Source organism: Burkholderia sp. ABCPW 11 (genome assembly GCF_001523445.1).
Lineage (GTDB): Bacteria > Pseudomonadota > Gammaproteobacteria > Burkholderiales > Burkholderiaceae > Burkholderia.
Map to the genome: position 1 here is coordinate 67,785 of NZ_LOVM01000017.1, position 20,403 is coordinate 88,187.

Sequence of the window (20,403 nt, forward strand, 5' to 3'; positions counted from 1 at the left end):
CATTGTGTAATAACGTCGCAGCCGGCGATGGCACAATGCGGGGTGGGGCTGCCGGATGCCGCGTCCGGTTGCCGCACCGTTTTTCGTTGTCCGTCGAGAGAGCCGAGTGTCCGTCGAAATGCCTGTTCGCCCGGCGCCCGCCGAAGTCCCGCCGCCGCACGCGTGCCGCGAGGGCTGCGGCGCGTGCTGCATCGCGCCGTCGATTTCCAGCCCGATTCCGGGCATGCCCGACGGCAAGCCGGCCGGCGTGCGCTGCGCGCAGCTCGGCGACGACCTCCGCTGCATGATTTTCGGCCGGCCGGAGCGTCCTGCGTGCTGTTCCGGGCTGCAGCCGTCCGCCGACATGTGCGGCGCGTCGCGCGACGACGCGCTCGCGTGGCTCACGCGCCTCGAGGTCGCGACGCGGCCGGCGCATCCAGGAGAGAGTTCAGCATGACCGTCCCTCGCGCGCCCAGCCGGCGCCGTTTTCTCGCTGCCGCTGTCGGCGCCGTCGGTGTGTGCGTATCGCTTGCCGCGTGCGCATCGACGTTCCCGTTCATCCCCGATCACTACACGTTCTCGCGCGGCGACGTGCAGAAGGCCGTCGCGCGCAAGTTTCCGTACCAGAAGACGGTCGCGCAGGTGGTCGACGTGTCGCTCGCGAACCCGGCCGTCAACCTGCTGCCCGACCAGAACCGCGTCGCCGTGCAGCTCGATGCCCATTTCGCGAGCCCGTTCCTGCGCGAGCCCGTCAGCGGCAAGTTCACCGTGTCGGGCCAGCTCGCGTACGACGCGCCGAGCCGCTCGGTCGTGCTGAAGGCGCCGGCCGTCGACAGCCTCGTGCTCGACGGCGACGCGCAGATATACGCGCAGCAGGTCGGCGCGGCCGCCGGCCTGCTCGCAACGCAGCTGCTGACCAACTATCCGATCTACACGTTCAAGCCGGAACAACTCCAATTTGCCGGGGTGAACTACGAACCCGGTACAATTACGATCCTTACAAACGGCATACGCGTGGCGATCGTCGAAAAGTGACGACGGGGCGCGCACGGCCGGGCGGGCCGCGCGTGCAAGAGTGGCCTTTTCTTTCGACCATTTCGGAGTTGGGCCACGGATGGACTGGATCCTGATCTGCAAGGCATTGATCCTCGGCGTCGTCGAGGGGCTGACGGAATTCCTGCCGGTGTCGAGCACCGGTCACCTGATCGTCGCGGGCAGCTTCCTGAATTTCAACGATTCGCACGCGAAGACGTTCGACGTCGTGATCCAGTTCGGCGCGATCCTCGCCGTCTGCTGGGAATACCGGCAACGGATCGTGTCCGTCGTGTCCGGGCTGCCGAGCCGGCCCGACGCGCAGCGCTTCACGCTCAACGTCGTGATCGCGACGATTCCCGCGATCGCGCTCGGCCTCCTGTTCGAGAAGAAGATCAAGGCCGTGCTGTTCTCGCCGGTGCCCGTCGCGTTCGCGCTCGTCGTCGGCGGTGCGATCATCCTGTGGGCCGAGGCGCGGCAGCGCGAACGCAGCGAGCCGCCGCGCGTGATGTCGGTCGATGCGCTGACGCCGCTCGACGCGCTCAAGGTCGGCATCGCGCAGTGCTTCGCGCTCGTGCCCGGCATGTCGCGTTCGGGCTCGACGATCATCGGCGGGATGCTGTTCGGTCTCGACCGGCGCGTGGCCACCGAATTCTCGTTTTTTCTCGCGATTCCGATCATCTTCGGCGCGACGCTCTACGAAACCGTCAAGGACTGGCAGGCGTTCACCGTCGATTCGCTCGGCCTGTTCGCGCTCGGGCTCGTCTCGGCATTCGTCAGCGCGTTCGTGTGCGTGCGCTGGCTGCTGCGCTACGTCGCGACGCACGACTTCACGGTGTTCGCGTGGTACCGGATCGCGTTTGGGCTGTTCGTGCTGCTGGTGGGATACAGCGGATGGCTGAACTGGGCGTGATGCCGGGCAGATACGCCGGTCGGGTCCGGCGCGCATCGCGGGCGTCATGAAAAACGGCCTGATCGGCAATTGCCGATCAGGCCGTTTCATTTGGCGGAGCCACCGGGTCGCGCGCCGGCCGGGTGTCAGCCTGCGCGCTTGCGGAACACCAGATCCCACACGCCGTGGCCGAGCCGCAGCCCGCGCCGCTCGAACTTCGTCACCGGGCGGTAGTCGGGGCGCGGCGCGTAGTCGGCGGCCGTGTTTTCGAGCGTCGGTTCCGCGCCGAGCACGTCCAGCATCTGTTCCGCGTAGTTCTGCCAGTCGGTCGCGCAGTGAATGTAGGCGCCGGGCTTCAGGCGCGACGCGAGATGCGCGACGAGCGGCGGCTGGATCAGCCGGCGCTTGTGGTGGCGCGCCTTGTGCCACGGATCGGGGAAGAAGATGTGCACGCCGTCGAGGCTTTCCGGCGCGATCATGTGCTCGAGCACCTCGACCGCGTCGTGCTGGATGATGCGGATGTTCGCCAGATCCTGCTCGCCGATCAGCTTCAGCAGCGCGCCGACGCCCGGCTCGTGCACCTCGACGCCGAGGAAATCGTCGCCGGGGCGGTTCGCGGCGATTTCCGCGGTCGATGCGCCCATCCCGAAGCCGATCTCGAGGATGCGCGGCGCGCTGCGGCCGAAGATCGCGTCCCAGTCGGGCAGTTCCGGCGCATACGGGACGACGAAGCGCGGGCCGAATTCGTCGAGCGCACGGCGCTGGCCGGTCGACACGCGGCCGGCGCGCGTCACGAAGCTGCGGATGCGGCGGTGGTGCAGCGGGTTGACTGCGTCGGCGCCTTCGGGCGCTTCGTCGGGAATGGCATCGTCGCGTGGCGGCAGGCCGGCTTCGTTCGGATCGTCGTGCATCATCGGTACAGAGAATGGCGTTGTTGCGGGCTTGGGGCCCGCTGCGCGCACAGTGCGCCGGGAACCGGCACATGGTACAAAAAAGCCGCCTTCGACGAGGCGGCTTTTGCGCAGGCTGCCGTGCAGCCGGAAAGTGGAGCGGGCGATGGGAATCGAACCCACGTCATCAGCTTGGGAAGCTGAGGTAATGGCCATTATACGACGCCCGCAGAACGGGTGATTGTACAGGGGTTGGGGTAGAGATGGCAAGCGAGGCGTTTTGGCCGCTGGCATCGAAACCGGCACTGCTCGATGCTGGAGCGGTGGTGTCGCCGGCAGTGGTTGTCGGAAATCGGCCAATCGCGGTCTCATTCTGCGGCGCCGCGGGCGGTCGTTCGATGCTCGAGTCAAGCAGCACGTGTAACCAACTCGCGTTCCATCACGATCGCCAGTCCAGAGTAATCTATCGCCGGCTTGCGAAGTAGTTCGATGAAGCCCTCGCGCTTCCAGAATTGGAGCGCTCGCGGGTTTGTGTCGATGACGGCAATACGCAATGCGCGGCATTGCCAATCCGTGCAGATTGCTTCAGCTAGTTGCAGAACCTGTGGACCGAATCCGCGGCCCTGCGATTCTTCCCGGAACAACAAGAGGCCGATGAACGCGATGTCGGTTTCCGGGTAGCCTCTCACCATCTCAAGACATCCGACCGCCTCGCCGTCGTGGGCGATTTCGTAAACGAACTTGTCCACGTAGTCCTTATCCGGCGGTAGCGCATCAAGCACCTCAATCGCAGCGCCAGGTCCGGGCAATTTTCCTTCGACGGCCAGACTATAACCGGGGGCACCCTCTAACACGGTTTGCAATCGTTCTATGTCGCTCGAAAGCTGACGGTCGATGAGGCGTAGCGTAGGCGTGGACATGATCTTGGTGATTCGGACAAGGCGTGTGGCATCGATTGTCGACTACCGAAGTGCCGATGTCGAATGGCCGCTACGGTTTGCGTCGATCGTCGAACTTCAGCGGTTTGCCGCCGTTGTGCGTGCGGTGGGATGGCAGGGATAGTCGCCGCACGGACGACACTCAACACCGCAACGAATTTCCGCCGCCGACCAGATACCGGCACTGGTGGAATTCATTCAAGATGGCTACGCCAAACCTGATCCGCAGTCCGCTACGCGATTCGATCGCGGGGCTGTGCGGTGCTGGTCACGACCTGCGGATGATCCTGAGGAAGCTGCGGCTTTTTTACGCCCTCGTTCTCATCGCTTGGCTCACCCGCCCGGTTGTCGCTGTCTCGACGGCATAACGTCGAGCGGCCGGCAAAACGAATTGTTCAGGGTAACTGATTAGCGTTCAGGTACGGAGCCTGTGGGGCGGTACGCTGAAGCAGGAGACGCTTCCCGAACGGCAGCCAGAAATGCAGCGAGCACCGGCCGCATCTGTCGTCGCGATGCGTAATACACGAAGAAGCCGGGAAAAGGCGGCGTCCAGTCGGGCAAGATCCGCTTCAATCTTCCCGCTTCGACGTGGGGTGCCGCTTCGCGTTCCAGGACATAGGCGATGCCGAGACCGTCGAGCGCGCATTCAAGCATCAAGTCGGGATCGTTGAAAGTGAGGGGCCCCGGCGCGCGTACTTCCAGACGGCTGCCGTCGCGCTCGAATTCCCATGCATAGATTGTTCCTGCCGTGACCATCCGGTAATTGATGCAACGGTGCCGCGTGAGTTCGTGCGGATGAAGCGGTGTGCCGTGGCGCGCGAGATACGCGGGTGTGGCGACCACCGACATACGCAGATCCGGGCCGACCTTCACCGCAATCATGTCCCGCTCGATTTTCTCACCGAGGCGAATGCCCGCGTCGAATCGATCGGCGACGATGTCGCGGAACGCATATTCGATCAGCACTTCGACCGTCGCGTCGGGGTGCGCTTCGGTGAATGCCGGCAGTACCGGGCGAATGATCATGTCGTAGGCCTGGCGGGTGGCCGTCAGACGGAGCGTCCCCGACACGCTGTCGCTGCCTCGCTGAAGCGCGTCGAGCGCGCCGTCTATGCTCTCGAGAGCGGGGGCGAGCGTGGCGAGCAGCGCTTCGCCCGCTGCGCTGAGCGACACACTGCGGCTATTGCGCTGGAGCAGTTGCACACCGAGGCGCGTCTCCAGCCGCCTGATCGTGTGGCTGAGGTTCGACGTCGAGGTGTCGAGTGCGGCCGCGGCGCGCGTGAAACTACGCAAGCGCGCCACGCACGCGAAAGCGGCAAGGTCGTCGAGGTTTCCTCGTGTCATCGTTCGATCCTGTTCAACGGCCCTTCCAATGTATCGGTCTTGTTGTGCGGTCGTACCGACGCAAGAATCTTCCCTATCGACATTCGAGATAGGTTGGGAGCGTGAATGATGATTGGAAAAAACGATGTCTGGTTCATCACGGGCTGTTCGAGAGGGCTCGGCCGCGCGCTGGCCGTGCAGGCGCTGCGCTCCGGCTACCGTGTCGTGGCGACCGCCCGGCGCAAGGATGATCTCGCCGATCTCGCCGACGGGCAAGGCAAGCTGCTCGCGGTTGAGCTCGATGTTACCAAGCCGGACGAGATAGCGGCGGCCATCGCGGCGGCCGAGGAGCGTTTCGGCAGCGTCGATGTGCTTGTCAACAATGCCGGCTATGGCTACTTCGCGTCGATCGAGGAGGGCGTGGACGCCGAGGTTCGCGATCTGATGGAAACCGATGTGTTTGGCCCGCTGAACCTCGTCAAGGCCGTATTGCCGGGAATGCGCGAGCGCGGTCACGGATACGTCATCAACATCAGCTCGATCGGCGGTTTCGTCACCTTTCCGTCGGTCGGCTACTATCACATGGCCAAGTTCGCGCTCGAGGGCATGACGGAAACGCTGGCGAAGGAAGTCAGGCCATTCGGGATCGGCGTCACCATCGTGGCGCCCGGCGCATTCCGGACAGACTTTCGCAGACTCGAGTCGGCCAAGCAGTCGTCCGTACGGATTCCCGCCTATGCGGAAACCGCAGGCAAGGCCCGCGACGGAATTTTTGCCGCCCACGGCCAGCAACGAGGTGATCCGATGCGCGGCGCCCGCGCGATCATCGCCGCGGTAGAAGCGGAGGATCCTCCGACGCGTTTCATCATAGGCGGCGATGCGCTCGATCAGGCGCGCGAGAAAATCGCGCAATTGCAGCGCGAATTCGACGCGTGGGAAGCGCTCAGCCGCGACACCGACTTTCAAGATCGCACGCAAACTGACCATGCGGGTTGATCTGGCGACGGACGAACTAATCGCGACGGCAGCGTGCCTGCCCACCAGCCGATGTCGAAAATTGACGAGTCGGTGTCGGACGCATACAAGTCGCGACAACGCTTTCGAACTAACGTGACAGGCCTCTCATACGATCGTTAGCCTGGAGCCGACATGTCCGATTTCATTACCGTTCTGCGCAAAACCTGTCCGACGCCTGTCCTTGACGCGACCAAGTGGAAGCGCATCGGCGGCGATCCGCACACCGTGAACCTCAACGCGTACGTCTCGAAGGACGGCAGCAAGATCATGGGCACGTGGATCTGCACGCCGGGCAAGTTCGAGGTGAATTACGAAAAATGGGAGTACTGCCACTTCCTCGACGGTTACTGCATCATCACGCCGGAAGGCGAGGAGCCGGTGCACCTGAAAGCCGGCGACGTGTTCGTGATCGAGCCCGGCATGAAGGGGACGTGGGAAGTGGTGGAGACGGTGCGCAAGTACTTCGTGTTCGCCTGAGCGGGCGATCGATTCGACCCAATCCGCGTCAGGCATACCCTCATCGCCCACATCCTTCCGATTCACGAAGCCAGGAGGGGCAAACGAGGATTCCGGTTCAATAAAAGTCGACCGGTTCGGAAAACAGCGCGCCGAGCGTGGTGACAGGCTCGGCGCGCTCCGCTATCCGACTGCAACCCGCGACATAACGTATGCGACACGCGGTTGTCCGGCGACGACACGATGACGCGCGCCGTCGGTCCTGCACGCTGCCGCGCAAACCCCTAAGATGCAGCGATCCGCCCATCGTTTCCGCTGCAGCGCATGAACTTTCCGCCTGCGCCGGACACCCCTCCGGAGCCCGACCATGCGCATCACCGCGATTCACGAACGTGCGATTCCCGTGTCCCGCTATGCCGATCCGGCGATTGCGTCCGGTGGCCTGACGACGAGCGTCGTCGCGGTCGTCACCGACGTCGTGCGCGACGGCCGCCCGGTGACGGGCTATGGCTACGCGTCGATCGGCCGCTTCGCGCAGGGCGGCCTGATCCGCGAACGGTTCGCGCCGCGTTTGCTGGCCGCGGCCGACACGCTCGCCGACGAAACCGGCACGAACCTCGACCCGTTGCGCGCATGGCGCGCGATGATGACCGGCGAGAAGCCGGGCGGACATGGCGAACGTTGCGTCGCGGTCGGCACGCTCGACATGGCGATCTGGGACGCCGCCGCGAAGATCGCCGGCCTGCCGCTGCACGGCTTTCTCGCCGACCGCTTCCAGCGGGCGACAGCACCACGCGTGCGCGTGTACGCGGGCGGCGGCTATCGCTATCCGCATGACGATCTCGCGCGCCTGTCGGACGAGATGCGCCGGATCGTCGATCTCGGCTACACGCACGCGAAGATCAAGATCGGCGGCGCGAATCTCGATCAGGACCGGCGCCGTATCGAAGCCGCGGCCGCGCATCTTGCCGGTTCATCGCACCTCGCGGTCGACGCGATGAACACGTACGACGCGACGACCGCTTGCCAGGCCGTCGACATGCTCGCGCCGTTCGGTCTCTGGTGGTTCGAGGACATCTGTGACCCGCTCGACCTGCCGCTCCAGGCAGACGTCGCTACGCGGTACGCACCGCCGATCGCGGCCGGCGAAGCGCTGTTCTCGCTTGCGGAGGCGAAGCTGCTCGACCGTTACGGCGGCCTGCGCGCCGACCGCGACGTGCTGGTGTTCGATCCGGTGCACAGCTACGGGCTGCCGGGCTATTTGCAGATCGTCGATCACTTCGTGTCGCGCGGCTGGCGGCGCGACGCGTTCTGGCCGCATGGCGGCCATCTGTTCTCGCTGCACGTCGTCGCGGCGCTGGGGCTCGGCGGCGCGGAAGTCAGCCCGTTCGCATTCCATCCGTTCAGCGGCCTCGCCGACGGCGAAATCGTCGACGCGGGATACGCGCGCGTGCCGCAGGCGCCGGGTATCGGGTTCGAACTGCATGCCCACGCGCACGACGCATTCCGCACGGTTTCGGCGTCGGACCGCTGACGCCTAAAGCGCGTCGATCGCGAAACGAACCGCGAAGCCGAGCATCGTCACCGCGACGAAGCCGTCGAGCACGCGCCACGCGAGCGTACGAGCGAACCACGCACGGCACGCGCGTGCGCCGTACGCGAGCATCAGGAACCACGCGAGCGAAGCAGTCATCGCGCCGATCGCAAACGGCTCGCGCGCGGACGGCGTGTGGCTCGCGATCACGGTTCCGAGCAGCAGCACCGTATCGATCCATGCATACGGATTGAGCAGCGAAACCGCGGCGGCCGCGAGCACCGTGCGCGACCGAGTGGGTTCGCTGCGAGCGGGAGCGCCGTCGACGTGCGCGGGCCGCCGCCCGACGATCGCCGCGCGCAGCGCAAGCAGCCCGTAACCGGTGAGATACGCGACGCCGGCCCACAGTGCGGCCGCCACCACGCCGGGATGGCGCGACAGCAACGACGACAGCCCGTGCGCGCCGAGCGCGATCAGCAGCGCGTCGCTGCCCGCGCAGACGAGGGAGATGGAGAGCAGGTGAGGGCCCGAAATCGAGCGCTTGATGACGAAGGCGTCCTTCGGACCGACCGACGTGAACAGGCCGGCGCCAAGCAGCAGGCCTTCGAGGAAGGCGGAGGTGTCGAGCACGAGCGGGCCGACAACCTCTTAAGCTGAACCGGTGATGGTTACGATGGAAGCAACGTTAAGGGCCGTCGGGGGGCGTTGTCAATGCCCGGCTGGGCGCCTGCGCGCCGGTCACGCGCGACCGGCATGGCCGGCCGCCCACTCCGGCCGCTGCCCGAGCGTGTCGAACAGCCGGACGATTTCGGCTTTCACCTTCTGCACCGCGTTGCTGACGAGCGCCGTGTCGTGCCAGCACAGCGACAGGTCGCGCACGAACAACCGGTGCGCGACCGTCGACAGCTTGAGCTTGCGCTCCTCGATCTCGACGTGCGCGGCCGTCCACGGCAGGATCGTCACGCCGAGCTGCGCCATCACGGCCGCGAACAGCAGCCCGGTCGAGCTCGCCTCGAAGCTGATCTCGTACGACAGCCCGGCCTCGCGCATCGCCCAGTCGACGCGGTTGCGGATCGTGTTCGGCGCGCTCGGCAGCACGAGCGGCATCCGCGCGATCGCGTCGAGCGGCACGGGGGCGTCCGGCACCGCGAAGCCGGGCCACGTGATCAGGTACAGCGTTTCCGTCAGCAGCCGATGGATCGCGATGCCGCGCGTGTCGACCGCATCGACGACGATCGCGAGATCGAGGCGTGCGCGTTCGAGCAGCGTGTCGAGATCGGCGCTCGGCGCCTCGATCAGTTCCAGCATGATGCCGGGAAAGCGGTCGCGCACCGCGCGGGCGAGCGGAATAGCCAGCACGCGCGCGGTGCTCGACGGCATGCCGACGGTCACGCGGCCTTGCGGCGTGTCGGCGTCGCGGCGCAGCAGCTCGCGCGTGCCGTCGGCCTGGCGCAGCAGTTCGAGCGCGTGCCGGTACAGCGTGCGGCCGGCGGCGGTCGGCGCGACGCCGCGCACGCTTCGTTCGAGCAGTTGCATCCCGAGATCCTGCTCGAGATTGCGCATCTGCTGGCTCACGGCCGGTTGCGCGACGTGCAGCGCCTCGCTCGCATGCGTGACGTTGCCGTATTCGACGACCTTCACGAAATAGCGCAACTGTCTCAAGTCCATCGCCGCCGTCTCCCGATTCGCGCTCGATTCGAGCCATAAGCTAATCCGATCGAGCAAGATGAATATCATATTTTTCGGCGATCGATCGCGTTTCTATACTCGTCTCACAAAAGAGCTCGACTGCCGGCCATCCCGGACCGGACATGGCAAAAGCGCCGGCTCCGCCGGCAAGGAGACGAAGATGTTCAAGGCGATCGACGCGCCGGTGGCCGGCGCGAAGCCGCGGCGCACGCCGCTCACGCGCGAGCAGGTCAAGGGCTTCTGGGCCGTGTACGCGGGCTGGGTGCTCGACGGCGTGGATTCGGTGATCTACGCGCTCGTGCTGATTCCCGCGCTGACCGAACTGCTGCCGGCCTCCGGCATCGCGGCGACGCCCGCGAATCTGGGGATGTACGGCTCGATCCTGTTCGCGCTGTTCCTGATCGGCTGGGGGCTGTCGTTCGTCTGGGGGCCGCTCGCCGACCGCTTCGGCCGCGTGCGCACGCTCGCGGCGAGCATCCTGATCTATTCGGTGTTCACCGGCGCGGCCGCGTTCGTGCACGACGTATGGGCGCTGGCCGCGTGCCGGCTGATCGCCGGGATCGGCGCCGGCTACCTGCAGACGGGCTACTACTTCGGCTTCTTCATCGCGGCCTGCCTGAACTACACGATCGGCGCGACCTACGGCTGGCGCGCGATGTTCCTGTGCGGGCTGGCGCCCGCGTTGCTCGCGGTGTTTACGGTCATGCGCGTGAAGGAGCCGGGGCAGTGGCGTCGGCACGGCGCGCGCGACGGCGACGTGGCCGACGCGCGCCGCGCGCATCCGCTGCGCGAGATCTTCGCGCCGGCGTTCCTGCGCCGCACGCTGACGAGCGCGAGCCTCGTCGGCGTCGCGATCGTCGGGTTGTGGGCCGGCTCCGTCTACGAGGCGAGCGCGGTCACCACGCTGGCGACACGCGCGGGCATCGATCACGTCGGCGCGCTGCGGCTGGCGTCGATCGGTGCGGCGATCCTGTCGTGCGCAACGATTGCCGGCTGTCTGGCGGCGCCATGGCTGTCGGAGCGGCTCGGCCGGCGTACCGCGCTCGGCGTGTATTTCGCGGGGATGGCCGGCTCGATCGTGTTTGCATTCGGCTGGGCGTTCTATCAGCCGAACGGGCTCGCCGCGTTCATGGTGTCGCTCGCGTTCCTCGGCTTCTTCGGCGGCAACTTCGCGATCTTCTCGCTGTGGCTGCCCGAGCAATATCCGACGCGCGTGCGGGCCACCGCGTTCGCGTTCAACGCTTCGGTCGGCCGCTTCATCGGCGCGGGCGTGAACTTCCTGCTCGGCGCCGCGATTCACGGTTACGGATCGCTCGGCGTGCCGGTCGCATGGACCGCTGCCGTGTTCGGGCTCGGCATCCTGATCCTGCCGTTCGCGGTCGAAACGCGCCACCAGACACTGCCCGAATGAGCGGCACGCCGCAGTCGTTCGCGAACACGCCACACCCCATCATCAATATCAGGAGTCCGGAATGCAGGCATTAACGGGAATCAGGATCGTCGATCTCAGTCGCGCGCTGTCGGGGCCGTTCTGCTCGATGGTGCTCGCCGATCTCGGCGCCGACGTGATCAAGGTCGAGTCGGGGCCGCACGGCGACATGAGCCGCGCGTGGGGGCCGTTCGATCGCGGCGTGAGCACGTACTACCTGTCCTGCAACCGCAACAAGCGCGGCGTCTGTGTGGACTTCCGGCAACCGGCCGGCCTCGACGTCGTGCGGAGCCTGATCGCGCAGGCCGACGTCGTGATCGAGAATTTCAAGGCTGGCACGATGGACGCGATGGGGCTCGGCTACGCTGCACTGAGCGCGCGCGATCCGCGGCTCGTGATGGGCAGCGTCACCGCGTTCGGCCCGCGCGGCCCGCTGCGCGACTGGCCGGGCTTCGACCAGATCGCGCAGGGCTACGCGGGGCTGATGAGCCTCACCGGTTTCCCGGACGGCGAGCCGACCCGCACGGGCACCGCGATCGGCGATCTCAGCTCGGGGATGTGGGTCGCGACCGGCGTGATGGCTGCGCTGTTCGAGCGCGAGCGCACCGGGCGCGGCCAGCATGTCGGCACGTCGCTGCTCGAAAGCCTCGTTGCGCTGTTGAGCGTGCACGGGCAACGCTACCTGAGCCTCGGCGACGTGCCGTGCCGCACTGGCAACGCGCATGCGGTGATCGCACCGTACGGCGTGTTCGAGACGGCCGACGGCCCGTTGAACCTCGCACCGATCACGACCGACATGTGGTTGCGGCTGTGCCGGTTGCTCGATCTGCCCGAACTGCCGGCCGACCCGCGCTTCGCGACCAACGATGCGCGCGTCGCCCATCGCGACGAACTGAAGGCGCTGCTCGAAAGCCGCCTGCGCACGCGCGGCAAGCGCGAATGGACGCAACGGTTCGTCGAGGCCGGGCTGCCGGCCGGGCCGATCCATACGCTCGACGAAGTATTCGACGATCCGCAGCTCGCGCATTGCGGGCTGGTCGAGCCGGTCGCGCATCCGACGCTCGGTACGCTGCGTCAGGTCGTCACGCCGCTCGGCGGGATGGGCGACGACCTGCCGGCGCCGCGCACGCGCCACGCGCCGCCGCTGCTCGGCGAGCATACGGTCGACGTGCTGCGCGAAGCCGGCTACGGCGACGACGCGATCGACGCGCTGCTGGCGGAGCGCGCGATCTTCCAGGCGGATGCGGTGACGGAGGCCGTGCAATGACCGACACGACGAAACGGGACGGGGCGTCGACCGTGACGGTCGACCTGATCGGCGAGCGGATCGCGCGCGTGCGGTTCGCGAACCCGGCGCGACGGCATGCGCTCGACGCGCCGCTGCTCGACGCCCTCGTTGCACACCTCGATGCGTTGGCCGGACATCGTCCGCCGCCAGTCGTGATTCTGTCGAACGACGGTAGCGGCGATGTGTGGAGCGCGGGGCACGACCTGCGCGAACTGGCCGACGATCGCGATCCGCTCGCATACGGCAAGCCGCTCGAACGCGCGCTGCGGCGCGTGCGTACCTATCCGGGCGCGGTGATTGCGGCGGTGGCCGGATCGGCGTGGGGCGGGGCGGTCGATCTCGCGATGAGCTGCGATCTCGTCGTGGCCGCGCGCGACGCGCGTTTCGCGATGACGCCCGCGAACATCGGCCTGCCGTATTCGACGAGCGGCTTGCTGCGCTTCTACGACAACCTGCCGATCCACGTGCTGAAGGAGATGTTCTTCTGCGCGCAGCCGCTCGATGCGGAACGCGCCGCGCACCACGGGCTCGTGAACCGGCTGGCCGACGCCGGCGAGGTCGACGACGCGGCGCTCGACGTCGCGCGCACGATCGCCGCGAAGGCGCCGCTCGCGGTGCACGCGGTGAAGGAGCAGTTGCGCGTGCTGCAGGACGCGCGGCCATTGCCGGCCGATGCGTTCGAACGCATCGCCGAGTTGCGCCGGCGGGCGTGCGAAGGCGCGGATTTCGACGAAGGGTTGCGCGCGTTCGCGGAGCGGCGCGCGCCGGTGTTTCGCGGGATTTAGGCGGAAAGCGGAGGTTGCGATGTGACGATGGCCGCGCGTCATGCGCCGCCGAGCGCATGTATGCCGACGAGCAGCAGTGCGCCGATCGCGATCAGCAGCAGCGCATGAACGCGCGTGTAGATCACGCACAACGTCGATGCGACGGCGATCGCGCGCGCGGGCCAACCGCCGTCGAGCGCCTGCAGCAGCACCCACACCGACGCGAGAATCATGCCGGCCGCGACCGGGCGCAGGCCCGCTTCGAGCGCGATCTGCCAGCGCGCGCCTCGATGTCGCCGCCATAGATGCGCGACACCGTAGATCAGGAACGCGGTCGGCCCGAACAGCGCGAGCGTCGCGATCACCGCGCCCCAGAAGCCGGCCACCTGCCAGCCGATCAGCGTCGCCAGCAGCGAGCCGGGGCCCGGCGCCATCCGTGCGATCGCGAAGTCGTTCACGAATTGCGCGGCGCTCATCCAGTGATGGACGTCGACGACCTGCCGCTGGATGTCCGCGATGACCGCCTGCCCGCCGCCGATCGTCGCGATCGACAGCGGCGCGAACACGCCGAACAGCGCGGCGTAACGTGCGGACGCGTTCATCGCGCGTCGCTCCCGCCCGGTGCAGCGGCCGCACGGCGGTATTCGAGCGCGACGCTCAGCGTGCCGCCGATCAGCACGGTCCACACTAGAGGCCAGTGCAGCACCGCGACCGACACGAAGACGAGCGTCATGACCGCGAACGGCAGCGCGCGGCGCGGCAGGCGGCGCACCGCGGTGATCGCCATCGAGATCGACAGCCCGATCGCCGCGGCCGCCGCGCCGGCGAGCGCGACATGCGTGAGCGGGAAGCGCGTGAGGGTCGAGAACGCGACGCCGAACAGCACGATCAGCACCGCGGGCGGCGCGATGATGCCGGTGAAGCCCGCCACCGCGCCGCGCCATCCGGCGAGACGGTAGCCGATCCAGATCGCGAGATTCTTCACGTTGACGCCCGGCAACGCCTGCGACAGCGCGAGGCCGTTGAGGAACGCCTCTTCGTCGAGCCATCGCCGCCCGTGCACGAAGTCGCGCATCATCCGTCCGCTGAGTCCGCCGCCGAAGCTGGTCAGGCCGATCTGCGCGAACGCGACGAACAGTGCGAGGACGCCTGGCGGCGCGTCGCTTGCCGGAGGGGCCGGGGGAGTCGGGGTGGAGGCGGGAGGCATCGGGCGGGTAGCACGTGGGGATCGGGCGATCGCCCATGTTAGCAAGCAGTGCCTGTCAGCACGCTGACATTGGTGCGGCGCCCGTACCCCCGGCTTCGCTACCGGTTCGACGCGGCCGGGCCGCCGCGCGTCATGCGCGCACCACCGTCACGCCGGCGGCTTCGATCGGCTCCGTCAGCGCGGCGTCGGTTTCCTTTTCGACGACGATCGCCTGCGCCAGCGCGATATCGCCGATCACGAACTGCGACGCCGCGCGCAGTTTCGACTGCGACGCGAGCACGACCGTCTCGGCCGCGCGTTCGGCTAGCGCGCGCTTGATCGCCGCTTCCTCGAAATCGCCGGTGCTCAGCCCCGCGACCGGATGCACGCCCGTGACCCCCATGAAGTACAGGTCCGCATGGATGCGCGCGATGCCTTCCATCGCCGCCGCGCCGACCGCGACGATCGAATGCTTGTAGAGCCGCCCGCCGATCAGGATCACGCCGATCGACGGATGCGCGGCCAGCGCGACCGCGACGCTCGGGCTATGCGTGACGATCGTCGCGCGCAGGTCGACCGGCAACTGGCCGACGAGCAGCGCGGAGGTCGTGCCGCCGTCGACGATCGCGACTTGCCCGGGCGCGATCATCTGCGCGGCCCGCCGCGCGATGCGCCGCTTCTCCGCGGTTTCGAGCGCCTCACGCTGCGCGAACGGCGCGACGGCCGGCGACGCCGGCAGCGCGCCGCCATGCACGCGCTGCAGCAGCCCTTCGGCCGCGAGTTCGCGCAGGTCGCGGCGCACCGTGTCTTCGGACACGCCGAATTGCACGCTCAGCTCGGCAGCCAGCACCTGGCCGTCACGCGCGAGCGCATCGAGGATCGCTTTCTTGCGTTGCGTCGTCAGCATCGTGTTTGCACGAAAATTCTTGAAATTGCACGAATGTGCACGTTACCATGAGCGCCGTCCTTTGTCGAAGCGGAGGCTGCAATGGCTGCAATGGCTGCAATGGCTGCTACGCGGGAGCGGGTCCGCATCGTCGATACGACGGTGCTGTCCGATGACTGGTATGTGCTGCGCAAGGTGACGTTCGATTTCCTGCGCCGCGACGGCACGTGGCAACGTCTGAGCCGCGAGACCTACGATCGCGGCAACGGCGCGACGATCCTGCTGCGTCATGCCGAGACGGGCGACGTGCTGCTGACGCGGCAGTTCCGGATGCCGGCGTTCGTGAGCGGGCACGACGGCATGCTGCTCGAAGCGGCCGCCGGCCTGCTCGACGACGAAACACCCGAAGCGCGCATCCGCGCGGAGGCCGAGGAGGAGACCGGCTATCGCGTGCGCGGCGTGCGCAAGGTGTTCGAGGCGTTCATGAGCCCGGGGTCCGTGACGGAGAAGCTGCATTTCTTCGTCGGCGAATACGATGCGTCGCTGCGCACCGGCGCGGGCGGCGGCGTCGCGGAAGAGGGCGAGGATCTCGAGGTCGTCGAGATGCCGCTGCAGGCGGCGCTGGATGCGGTCGAGCGCGGCGAGATCGTCGATGCGAAGACGATCATGCTGCTCCAGTACGTCGCGCTGCGGGAAACCGCGGGCGGGCGCGCCGCATGACGCCGCGGCTCGTGCTGGTCGCCGGCCCCTATCGCAGCGGCACGCACGGCGACCCCGCGCGCATCGCCGCGAACCTGCATCGGCTGGAAGCGGCGGCGCTCGCCGTGTATCGCCGCGGGCACGTGCCGATGATCGGCGACGCGATCGGCGAAGCCTTCCTGTATCCGGCCGCGCACCGGCTGCTGCGATGCTGCGCATCGGCGGCGCGTCGCGCGGAGCGGATGCGGACGTGGCGCTTGCGCGGCAACTCGGCAAGCCGGTCTATTTCGCGGTTGACGAGATGCCGGTCGCGCAGGACGATTCGACCGATTGAGCAAGCATGAGCGCCGGGTTGCGGCATCGCCGGCGCGACACTTGCGGACAGCCGGTATTCGCGTTGCCGGTATCCGCACACGCGCAGCAGCCCGCAGTGGCGTCGCCGAGGCGGCGCGACGCCCGAACCGGCGTATGATCGCGACGCCATTCGCGCAACGTTCGACTTCGCCGCTTTCCCATCATGCCGCTTTCCGACTCCGCCGATCCATCCGACTCCGCCGCCGCGCCGCTTCCCGCCGGTCTCGTGGCATCCGCCGTCGATGCACTCGCGCGCGCCGACGCATTGCTCGTCACGGCCGGCGCGGGCATCGGCGTCGATTCCGGCTTGCCCGATTTTCGCGGCACGGACGGCTTCTGGCGCGCGTATCCGGCGCTGCGCCACGAGCGTTTCGAATTCCACGAGATCGCGTCGCCGCACGCGTTTCGTGCGCGTGCGTCGCTCGCATGGGGCTTCTACGGGCATCGTCTCGCGCTCTACCGCGCCACCGCGCCGCACGCGGGCTTCGCGATCCTGCGCCGCTGGATCGACGCGATGCCGAACGGCGGTTTCGTGCTGACGAGCAACGTCGACGGCCAGTTCCAGAAAGCCGGCTTCGATCCGGCGCGCATCGTCGAGATCCACGGTTCGATTCATGCGATGCAGTGCCTGCGCCCGTGCACGGACGAGACGTGGGACGCGGCGCCGTTCATGCCGGAGGTCGACGAAACGACGTGCCGCCTGGTGGGCGACATGCCGCGCTGCCCGCACTGCGGCGGGCTCGCGCGGCCGAACATCCTGATGTTCGGCGACACCGGCTGGCTCGGCGCGCGCTACGACGCTCAGGAGCGCGCGCTTGAAGACTGGATCGCGCGGGCCGGGCGCGTCGCCGTGGTCGAGATCGGCGCGGGCACCGCGATTCCGACCGTGCGCCTGTTGAGCGAGCGGTTCGGTGCCGACGTGATTCGCATCAACGCGCGCGAAGCGCATGCGCGCCGGGCGGACGTGATCGGGCTGAAGGGCGGTGCGCTGGCGATGTTGAACGCGCTCGAGCGCGCGTGGCGCGGCGGCTGAGCCCGCGCCGACCGGCCGCGGCCGCGCCGGTTACGGCCGGGCGACGAGCGCCTGCACGAGCGCCGGCGCGATCGGCGAACCGAGGCCCGTCACGTAGTCGTAGCCGCCCGCCGCGTTGCAGATGCTGCCGCAATTGCCGTTGGAGCCGGTCGTTACGTCGTGGAAGTCGCTGCCGTACGCGGTTTTGCCGACCGTATAGAGCGTGTCGTAGGTGCCGCTCAACGATTTCTTGCCGGCCGCAGTGCGCAGCGAGTTCGCGATCGCGACGAGCGCCGACCATTGCGGCGCACCCGCGCTCGTGCCGCCAACCTGGAACCAGCCGGCCTGTCCTTGATAAGTGACCGAGTCGTACACCGCGAAACCGCTGGACGGATTCGCGTCGTAGCTGACGTCGGGCACGCCGCGCTTGCCGGCCACCGGAATCGGCCAGGCAGCCTGGCCGGCCGGCTCGGCCTCGACGCTGCTCACGCCGCCGCCGCTGCCGCTCCACGCCGCCTCGCCGATGTAGTTGCCGGCCGTATCGGACGACAGCGTCGTGCCGCCGACGGACACCACATAGGGCGACGCGGCCGGGTATTCGGTGCCGGTGCCGCTGTCGCCGGACGACGCGACGAACGTCACGCCCGGTACGTTGAAGTGGCTGTCGAAGCCCGTCTCGCTGCCGAATTCGTTGCCGCCGAAACTCATCGACACCACCGACGCGCCGCGCCTGACCGCGACGTCGACCGCGGCCAGCAGGTCGCTGAAGCTGGCCGATGCGGCTTCGACGAGCACGATCTTCGCCTTCGGCGCGATCGCATGCACCCATTCGACGTCGAGCGAGATCTCGAGCGACCAGCCCGAATCGGGTTTGGGCCGCGCACCGTGCGCGTACACCTTGGTGAAACAGCCGTTCGACGACGTGCAGGCCGGCAACGAGAACGCATTGCTGAACACGCCGAGATCGGACTCGATCTTCGGGTCGTCGTACGCGTCGACGATCGCGACGACCATCCCGTCGCCCTGGTTCGCGATCGCATCGAACCCGTATGCATGCCGGGTGAGTGCTGGCGTGAGGCCGGCGATCGTGGCCGTGCTCGCACGCGGCTTCGTGTGGAACGGCGGGCGCGCGAATCCTGCCGGTGCACGATGGCCTTCGACGTAGGGCGGCGGCCCGTTGCCGTCGGCGAGCACGGCGCCCGACGCGAGCAGCGACGCGCACAGCGCCGGAATCAACATGGACGACGGGCGGATATTGTTCATTTTTCGAGTCTCCATGTCGATGGAGTGGAGTGGCGAATCAATTTTACGAAATCGACGACGGTAACTACATCGAATATCGACTGAATAAGGGAATGTCTGATAAGGGAAAGTACGCGGGATCCCTTATGGATTGGTGCTGTGCAGGGATAGCCCGAGCCGGATCGAACTGCTTTATCGATTTTCGAAAAATCCGATAAATAATCGGTCGATTCAAAATCGATTCGTAATGTCCGATGTAATTGTTCGGTAAATGTCCACTGCGGCGCGCGCGTGGAAATCGTGAAAGGCGTCATGCGTTCGCGACACGATCCGCCGCCTGTCGGCATTGCGGGCGCGGCGCGATTGCGCATACAGTTCGGCGTAGGCCGCGTGCGCCGCGCGGCGGCGTCAGAGAGGAGTGCCCTTGTTCTATTCGATCGTCGCGATCTTCGTCGGCGCCGGGCTCGGCGCGTTGCTGCGCTGGTTCCTGAGCCTCGCGCTCAACGCGTTCTTTCCCGCGGTGCCGCTCGGCACGCTCGCGTCGAACCTGATCGGCGGCTATGTGATCGGCGTGGCCGCCGTCATGTTTACCGCGCGCGTCGGGTTGCCGCCCGAGTGGCGGCTGTTCGTGATCACGGGCTTTCTCGGCGGCCTCACGACGTTCTCGACCTTTTCGGTCGAAGTGATGACGCACGCGCTCGAGGCCGAATTCGGATGGGCGTTGGCGGTGGCTGCCCTACACTTGACTGGATCGTTCGCGCTGACGGCGCTCGGCATGTGGACCGCGCGCGCGTGGCTCGCGGCGGCCTGAGCGGGCCGCCATCGGAGGGAGCGATGGACAGGGTCTTTTTGCGTTTCTACGTGCACGAGCAGCACCGGCTGCACTGGAAGCCGCTGTGGGAATGGCTGCTGGAAGAGGCGAACCGGATGGGCGTCGCGGGCGGATCCGCGTTTCGCGCGATGGCCGGTTTCGGCCAGCATCGCGTGCTGCACGAGGATCGCTTCTTCGAACTGCAGGGCTCGGTCGCGATCGAGGTCGAATTCATCGTCACCGAGGACGAAGCGCAACGGCTGCTCGAGCGGCTATCGCACGAGAAAGTGCGTGTGTGCTACGCGATGATGCCCGCGCGGTTCGGCGTGATCGACACGCTCGGCGCACCGCCGGCGCAGGGGCCGGCGGCGTAGGGCGTCGCGCCGGATCAGATGCCGAACATCGTCAGCGACACGGCCGCGCGCGTGACGATCATCAGCAGCACCTGCACGATCACGAACAGCAGGATCGGCGACAGGTCGATGCCGCCGAGGTTCGGGATCACGCGGCGCAGCGGGTTCAGGAACGGCGCGGTGAGCTGGTAGAGGATCGGCATCGCCGGCGAGTGCGGGTTGAGCCACGACAGCAGCGCCATCAGGATCGTCATCCAGATCACGAGATTGAGCGCCCACTTCACGACGGTGAGCAGCGCGACCACGACGAGCGTCGCGATCACGGTGGCCGGATCGAAGCCGGCCATCACGACCATCAGCACGACGTAGACGAGCGCGGTGAGCAGCGCGGCGACGACGCTGGCCCAGTCGATGCCGCGTACGCCCGCGATCACGCGGCGCAGCGGCAGCACGAGCCAGTTGGTCGCCTGCAGCACGGCTTGCGTGACGGGGTTGTACGGCGGCACGCGGACGGCCTGCATCCAGACGCGCAGGATCAGTGCGGCGCCGAATAGCGTGAAGACGGTATTGAGCAGAAAACGGGCGATCTCGCCGAACATCGTTGGCATCCTTTTTATACAGTCAGTAGC

Annotated in this window: 24 protein-coding genes, 1 tRNA gene and 1 pseudogene; 15 read left to right on the forward strand and 11 right to left on the reverse strand. The window is 67.3% G+C overall.

Annotated elements, in window-relative coordinates:
• Positions 1 to 118 precede the first annotated feature (118 nt).
• The 3 genes from WS61_RS07375 to WS61_RS07385 all read left to right on the forward strand — a co-directional run bounded on the left by WS61_RS07375 (position 119) and on the right by WS61_RS07385 (position 1,924).
• On the forward strand, positions 119 to 436 hold the full coding sequence (locus WS61_RS07375) for a YkgJ family cysteine cluster protein (RefSeq protein WP_059500004.1): 318 nt from the start codon (positions 119 to 121) through the stop codon (positions 434 to 436).
• A complete protein-coding gene (locus WS61_RS07380; protein ID WP_059499874.1) occupies positions 433 to 1,014 on the forward strand; it encodes a DUF1439 domain-containing protein in 582 nt (193 codons plus the stop codon). Before WS61_RS07375 ends, WS61_RS07380 begins: the two co-directional genes overlap by 4 nt.
• Before the next feature lie 79 nt (positions 1,015 to 1,093).
• Positions 1,094 to 1,924 (forward strand): undecaprenyl-diphosphate phosphatase, encoded by an 831-nt coding sequence (locus WS61_RS07385; protein WP_059499875.1) that lies wholly within the window; start codon positions 1,094 to 1,096, stop codon positions 1,922 to 1,924.
• A 125-nt stretch (positions 1,925 to 2,049) separates the two neighbouring features.
• On the opposite strand, the gene trmB is transcribed toward WS61_RS07385, so the two are convergent.
• From trmB to WS61_RS07400, 3 genes are all read right to left on the reverse strand, one after another.
• Positions 2,050 to 2,817: a tRNA (guanosine(46)-N7)-methyltransferase TrmB gene (trmB, locus tag WS61_RS07390; protein WP_059499876.1), complete on the reverse strand. Its 768-nt coding sequence runs from the start codon at positions 2,815 to 2,817 to the stop codon at positions 2,050 to 2,052.
• Positions 2,818 to 2,948: 131 nt separating this feature from the next.
• Positions 2,949 to 3,023, reverse strand: a tRNA-Gly gene (locus WS61_RS07395).
• 177 nt (positions 3,024 to 3,200) lie between these two features.
• Entirely contained in the window at positions 3,201 to 3,713 is a 513-nt protein-coding gene (locus WS61_RS07400) for a GNAT family N-acetyltransferase (RefSeq protein ID WP_059499877.1), read from the reverse strand.
• A gap of 35 nt (positions 3,714 to 3,748) precedes the next feature.
• On the opposite strand from WS61_RS07400, the gene WS61_RS36035 reads away from it, so the two are divergent.
• Positions 3,749 to 4,099 (forward strand): hypothetical protein, encoded by a 351-nt coding sequence (locus tag WS61_RS36035; protein WP_157692697.1) that lies wholly within the window; start codon positions 3,749 to 3,751, stop codon positions 4,097 to 4,099.
• Between the two features lie 40 nt (positions 4,100 to 4,139).
• On the opposite strand, the gene WS61_RS07405 is transcribed toward WS61_RS36035, so the two are convergent.
• Positions 4,140 to 5,075 (reverse strand): LysR family transcriptional regulator, encoded by a 936-nt coding sequence (locus tag WS61_RS07405; RefSeq protein WP_059499878.1) that lies wholly within the window; start codon positions 5,073 to 5,075, stop codon positions 4,140 to 4,142.
• Positions 5,076 to 5,180: 105 nt separating this feature from the next.
• On the opposite strand from WS61_RS07405, the gene WS61_RS07410 reads away from it, so the two are divergent.
• The 3 genes from WS61_RS07410 to WS61_RS07420 all read left to right on the forward strand — a co-directional run bounded on the left by WS61_RS07410 (position 5,181) and on the right by WS61_RS07420 (position 8,061).
• Entirely contained in the window at positions 5,181 to 6,050 is an 870-nt protein-coding gene (locus WS61_RS07410) for an oxidoreductase (protein ID WP_218921200.1), read from the forward strand.
• A gap of 153 nt (positions 6,051 to 6,203) precedes the next feature.
• Positions 6,204 to 6,548 (forward strand): cupin domain-containing protein, encoded by a 345-nt coding sequence (locus WS61_RS07415; protein WP_027783759.1) that lies wholly within the window; start codon positions 6,204 to 6,206, stop codon positions 6,546 to 6,548.
• Positions 6,549 to 6,894: 346 nt separating this feature from the next.
• Entirely contained in the window at positions 6,895 to 8,061 is a 1,167-nt protein-coding gene (locus tag WS61_RS07420) for an enolase C-terminal domain-like protein (protein WP_059499879.1), read from the forward strand.
• Positions 8,062 to 8,064: 3 nt separating this feature from the next.
• On the opposite strand, the gene WS61_RS07425 is transcribed toward WS61_RS07420, so the two are convergent.
• Both WS61_RS07425 and WS61_RS07430 read right to left on the reverse strand, forming a co-directional pair.
• Positions 8,065 to 8,691 (reverse strand): LysE/ArgO family amino acid transporter, encoded by a 627-nt coding sequence (locus tag WS61_RS07425; protein WP_059499880.1) that lies wholly within the window; start codon positions 8,689 to 8,691, stop codon positions 8,065 to 8,067.
• A 108-nt stretch (positions 8,692 to 8,799) separates the two neighbouring features.
• Entirely contained in the window at positions 8,800 to 9,729 is a 930-nt protein-coding gene (locus tag WS61_RS07430) for a LysR substrate-binding domain-containing protein (RefSeq protein WP_059500006.1), read from the reverse strand.
• A gap of 181 nt (positions 9,730 to 9,910) precedes the next feature.
• On the opposite strand from WS61_RS07430, the gene WS61_RS07435 reads away from it, so the two are divergent.
• From WS61_RS07435 to scpB, 3 genes are all read left to right on the forward strand, one after another.
• Complete coding sequence (locus WS61_RS07435; protein ID WP_059499881.1) at positions 9,911 to 11,161, forward strand: MFS transporter; 1,251 nt, start codon at positions 9,911 to 9,913, stop codon at positions 11,159 to 11,161.
• A 61-nt stretch (positions 11,162 to 11,222) separates the two neighbouring features.
• Positions 11,223 to 12,446 carry a CaiB/BaiF CoA-transferase family protein gene (locus WS61_RS07440; RefSeq protein WP_059499882.1) on the forward strand — a complete coding sequence of 408 codons (1,224 nt, stop codon included), beginning with the start codon at positions 11,223 to 11,225 and terminating at the stop codon, positions 12,444 to 12,446.
• Positions 12,443 to 13,252, forward strand: coding sequence for a methylmalonyl-CoA decarboxylase (scpB, locus tag WS61_RS07445; RefSeq protein WP_059499883.1), 810 nt, complete (start codon positions 12,443 to 12,445; stop codon positions 13,250 to 13,252). Before WS61_RS07440 ends, scpB begins: the two co-directional genes overlap by 4 nt.
• Positions 13,253 to 13,290: 38 nt before the next feature.
• On the opposite strand, the gene WS61_RS07450 is transcribed toward scpB, so the two are convergent.
• From WS61_RS07450 to WS61_RS07460, 3 genes are all read right to left on the reverse strand, one after another.
• Entirely contained in the window at positions 13,291 to 13,833 is a 543-nt protein-coding gene (locus tag WS61_RS07450; protein ID WP_059499884.1) for a chromate transporter, read from the reverse strand.
• Positions 13,830 to 14,438: a chromate transporter gene (locus WS61_RS07455; protein ID WP_059499885.1), complete on the reverse strand. Its 609-nt coding sequence runs from the start codon at positions 14,436 to 14,438 to the stop codon at positions 13,830 to 13,832. Before WS61_RS07455 ends, WS61_RS07450 begins: the two co-directional genes overlap by 4 nt.
• Positions 14,439 to 14,568: 130 nt before the next feature.
• Positions 14,569 to 15,324: a DeoR/GlpR family DNA-binding transcription regulator gene (locus WS61_RS07460; RefSeq protein WP_059499886.1), complete on the reverse strand. Its 756-nt coding sequence runs from the start codon at positions 15,322 to 15,324 to the stop codon at positions 14,569 to 14,571.
• Positions 15,325 to 15,423: 99 nt separating this feature from the next.
• On the opposite strand from WS61_RS07460, the gene WS61_RS07465 reads away from it, so the two are divergent.
• The 3 genes and pseudogenes from WS61_RS07465 (at position 15,424) to WS61_RS07475 (ending at position 17,389) form a co-directional block, all read left to right on the forward strand.
• The gene (locus tag WS61_RS07465; RefSeq protein WP_059499887.1) at positions 15,424 to 16,023 is read left to right on the forward strand and encodes an NUDIX domain-containing protein; all 600 of its coding nucleotides are present in this window, start codon (positions 15,424 to 15,426) and stop codon (positions 16,021 to 16,023) included.
• A pseudogene (locus WS61_RS07470) lies at positions 16,020 to 16,336 on the forward strand (DUF4406 domain-containing protein). The gene WS61_RS07465 and the pseudogene WS61_RS07470 overlap by 4 nt, the downstream one beginning before the upstream one ends.
• Positions 16,337 to 16,519: 183 nt before the next feature.
• Positions 16,520 to 17,389 (forward strand): Sir2 family NAD-dependent protein deacetylase, encoded by an 870-nt coding sequence (locus WS61_RS07475; protein ID WP_059499888.1) that lies wholly within the window; start codon positions 16,520 to 16,522, stop codon positions 17,387 to 17,389.
• A gap of 30 nt (positions 17,390 to 17,419) precedes the next feature.
• On the opposite strand, the gene WS61_RS07480 is transcribed toward WS61_RS07475, so the two are convergent.
• Positions 17,420 to 18,631, reverse strand: a complete 1,212-nt coding sequence (locus tag WS61_RS07480) for a S53 family peptidase (protein ID WP_059499889.1) — start codon at positions 18,629 to 18,631, stop codon at positions 17,420 to 17,422.
• Positions 18,632 to 19,034: 403 nt separating this feature from the next.
• Here WS61_RS07480 and crcB point away from each other — a divergent pair, with 403 nt between their 5' ends.
• Together crcB and WS61_RS07490 are read left to right on the forward strand one after the other, a co-directional pair.
• On the forward strand, positions 19,035 to 19,421 hold the full coding sequence (crcB, locus tag WS61_RS07485) for a fluoride efflux transporter CrcB (RefSeq protein WP_059499890.1): 387 nt from the start codon (positions 19,035 to 19,037) through the stop codon (positions 19,419 to 19,421).
• Between the two features lie 23 nt (positions 19,422 to 19,444).
• Positions 19,445 to 19,795, forward strand: a complete 351-nt coding sequence (locus WS61_RS07490; protein WP_059499891.1) for a DUF190 domain-containing protein — start codon at positions 19,445 to 19,447, stop codon at positions 19,793 to 19,795.
• A 14-nt stretch (positions 19,796 to 19,809) separates the two neighbouring features.
• Here the strand turns inward: WS61_RS07490 and WS61_RS07495 are convergent, their stop codons facing one another.
• Positions 19,810 to 20,373: a YggT family protein gene (locus WS61_RS07495; RefSeq protein WP_059499892.1), complete on the reverse strand. Its 564-nt coding sequence runs from the start codon at positions 20,371 to 20,373 to the stop codon at positions 19,810 to 19,812.
• Positions 20,374 to 20,403 lie beyond the last annotated feature (30 nt).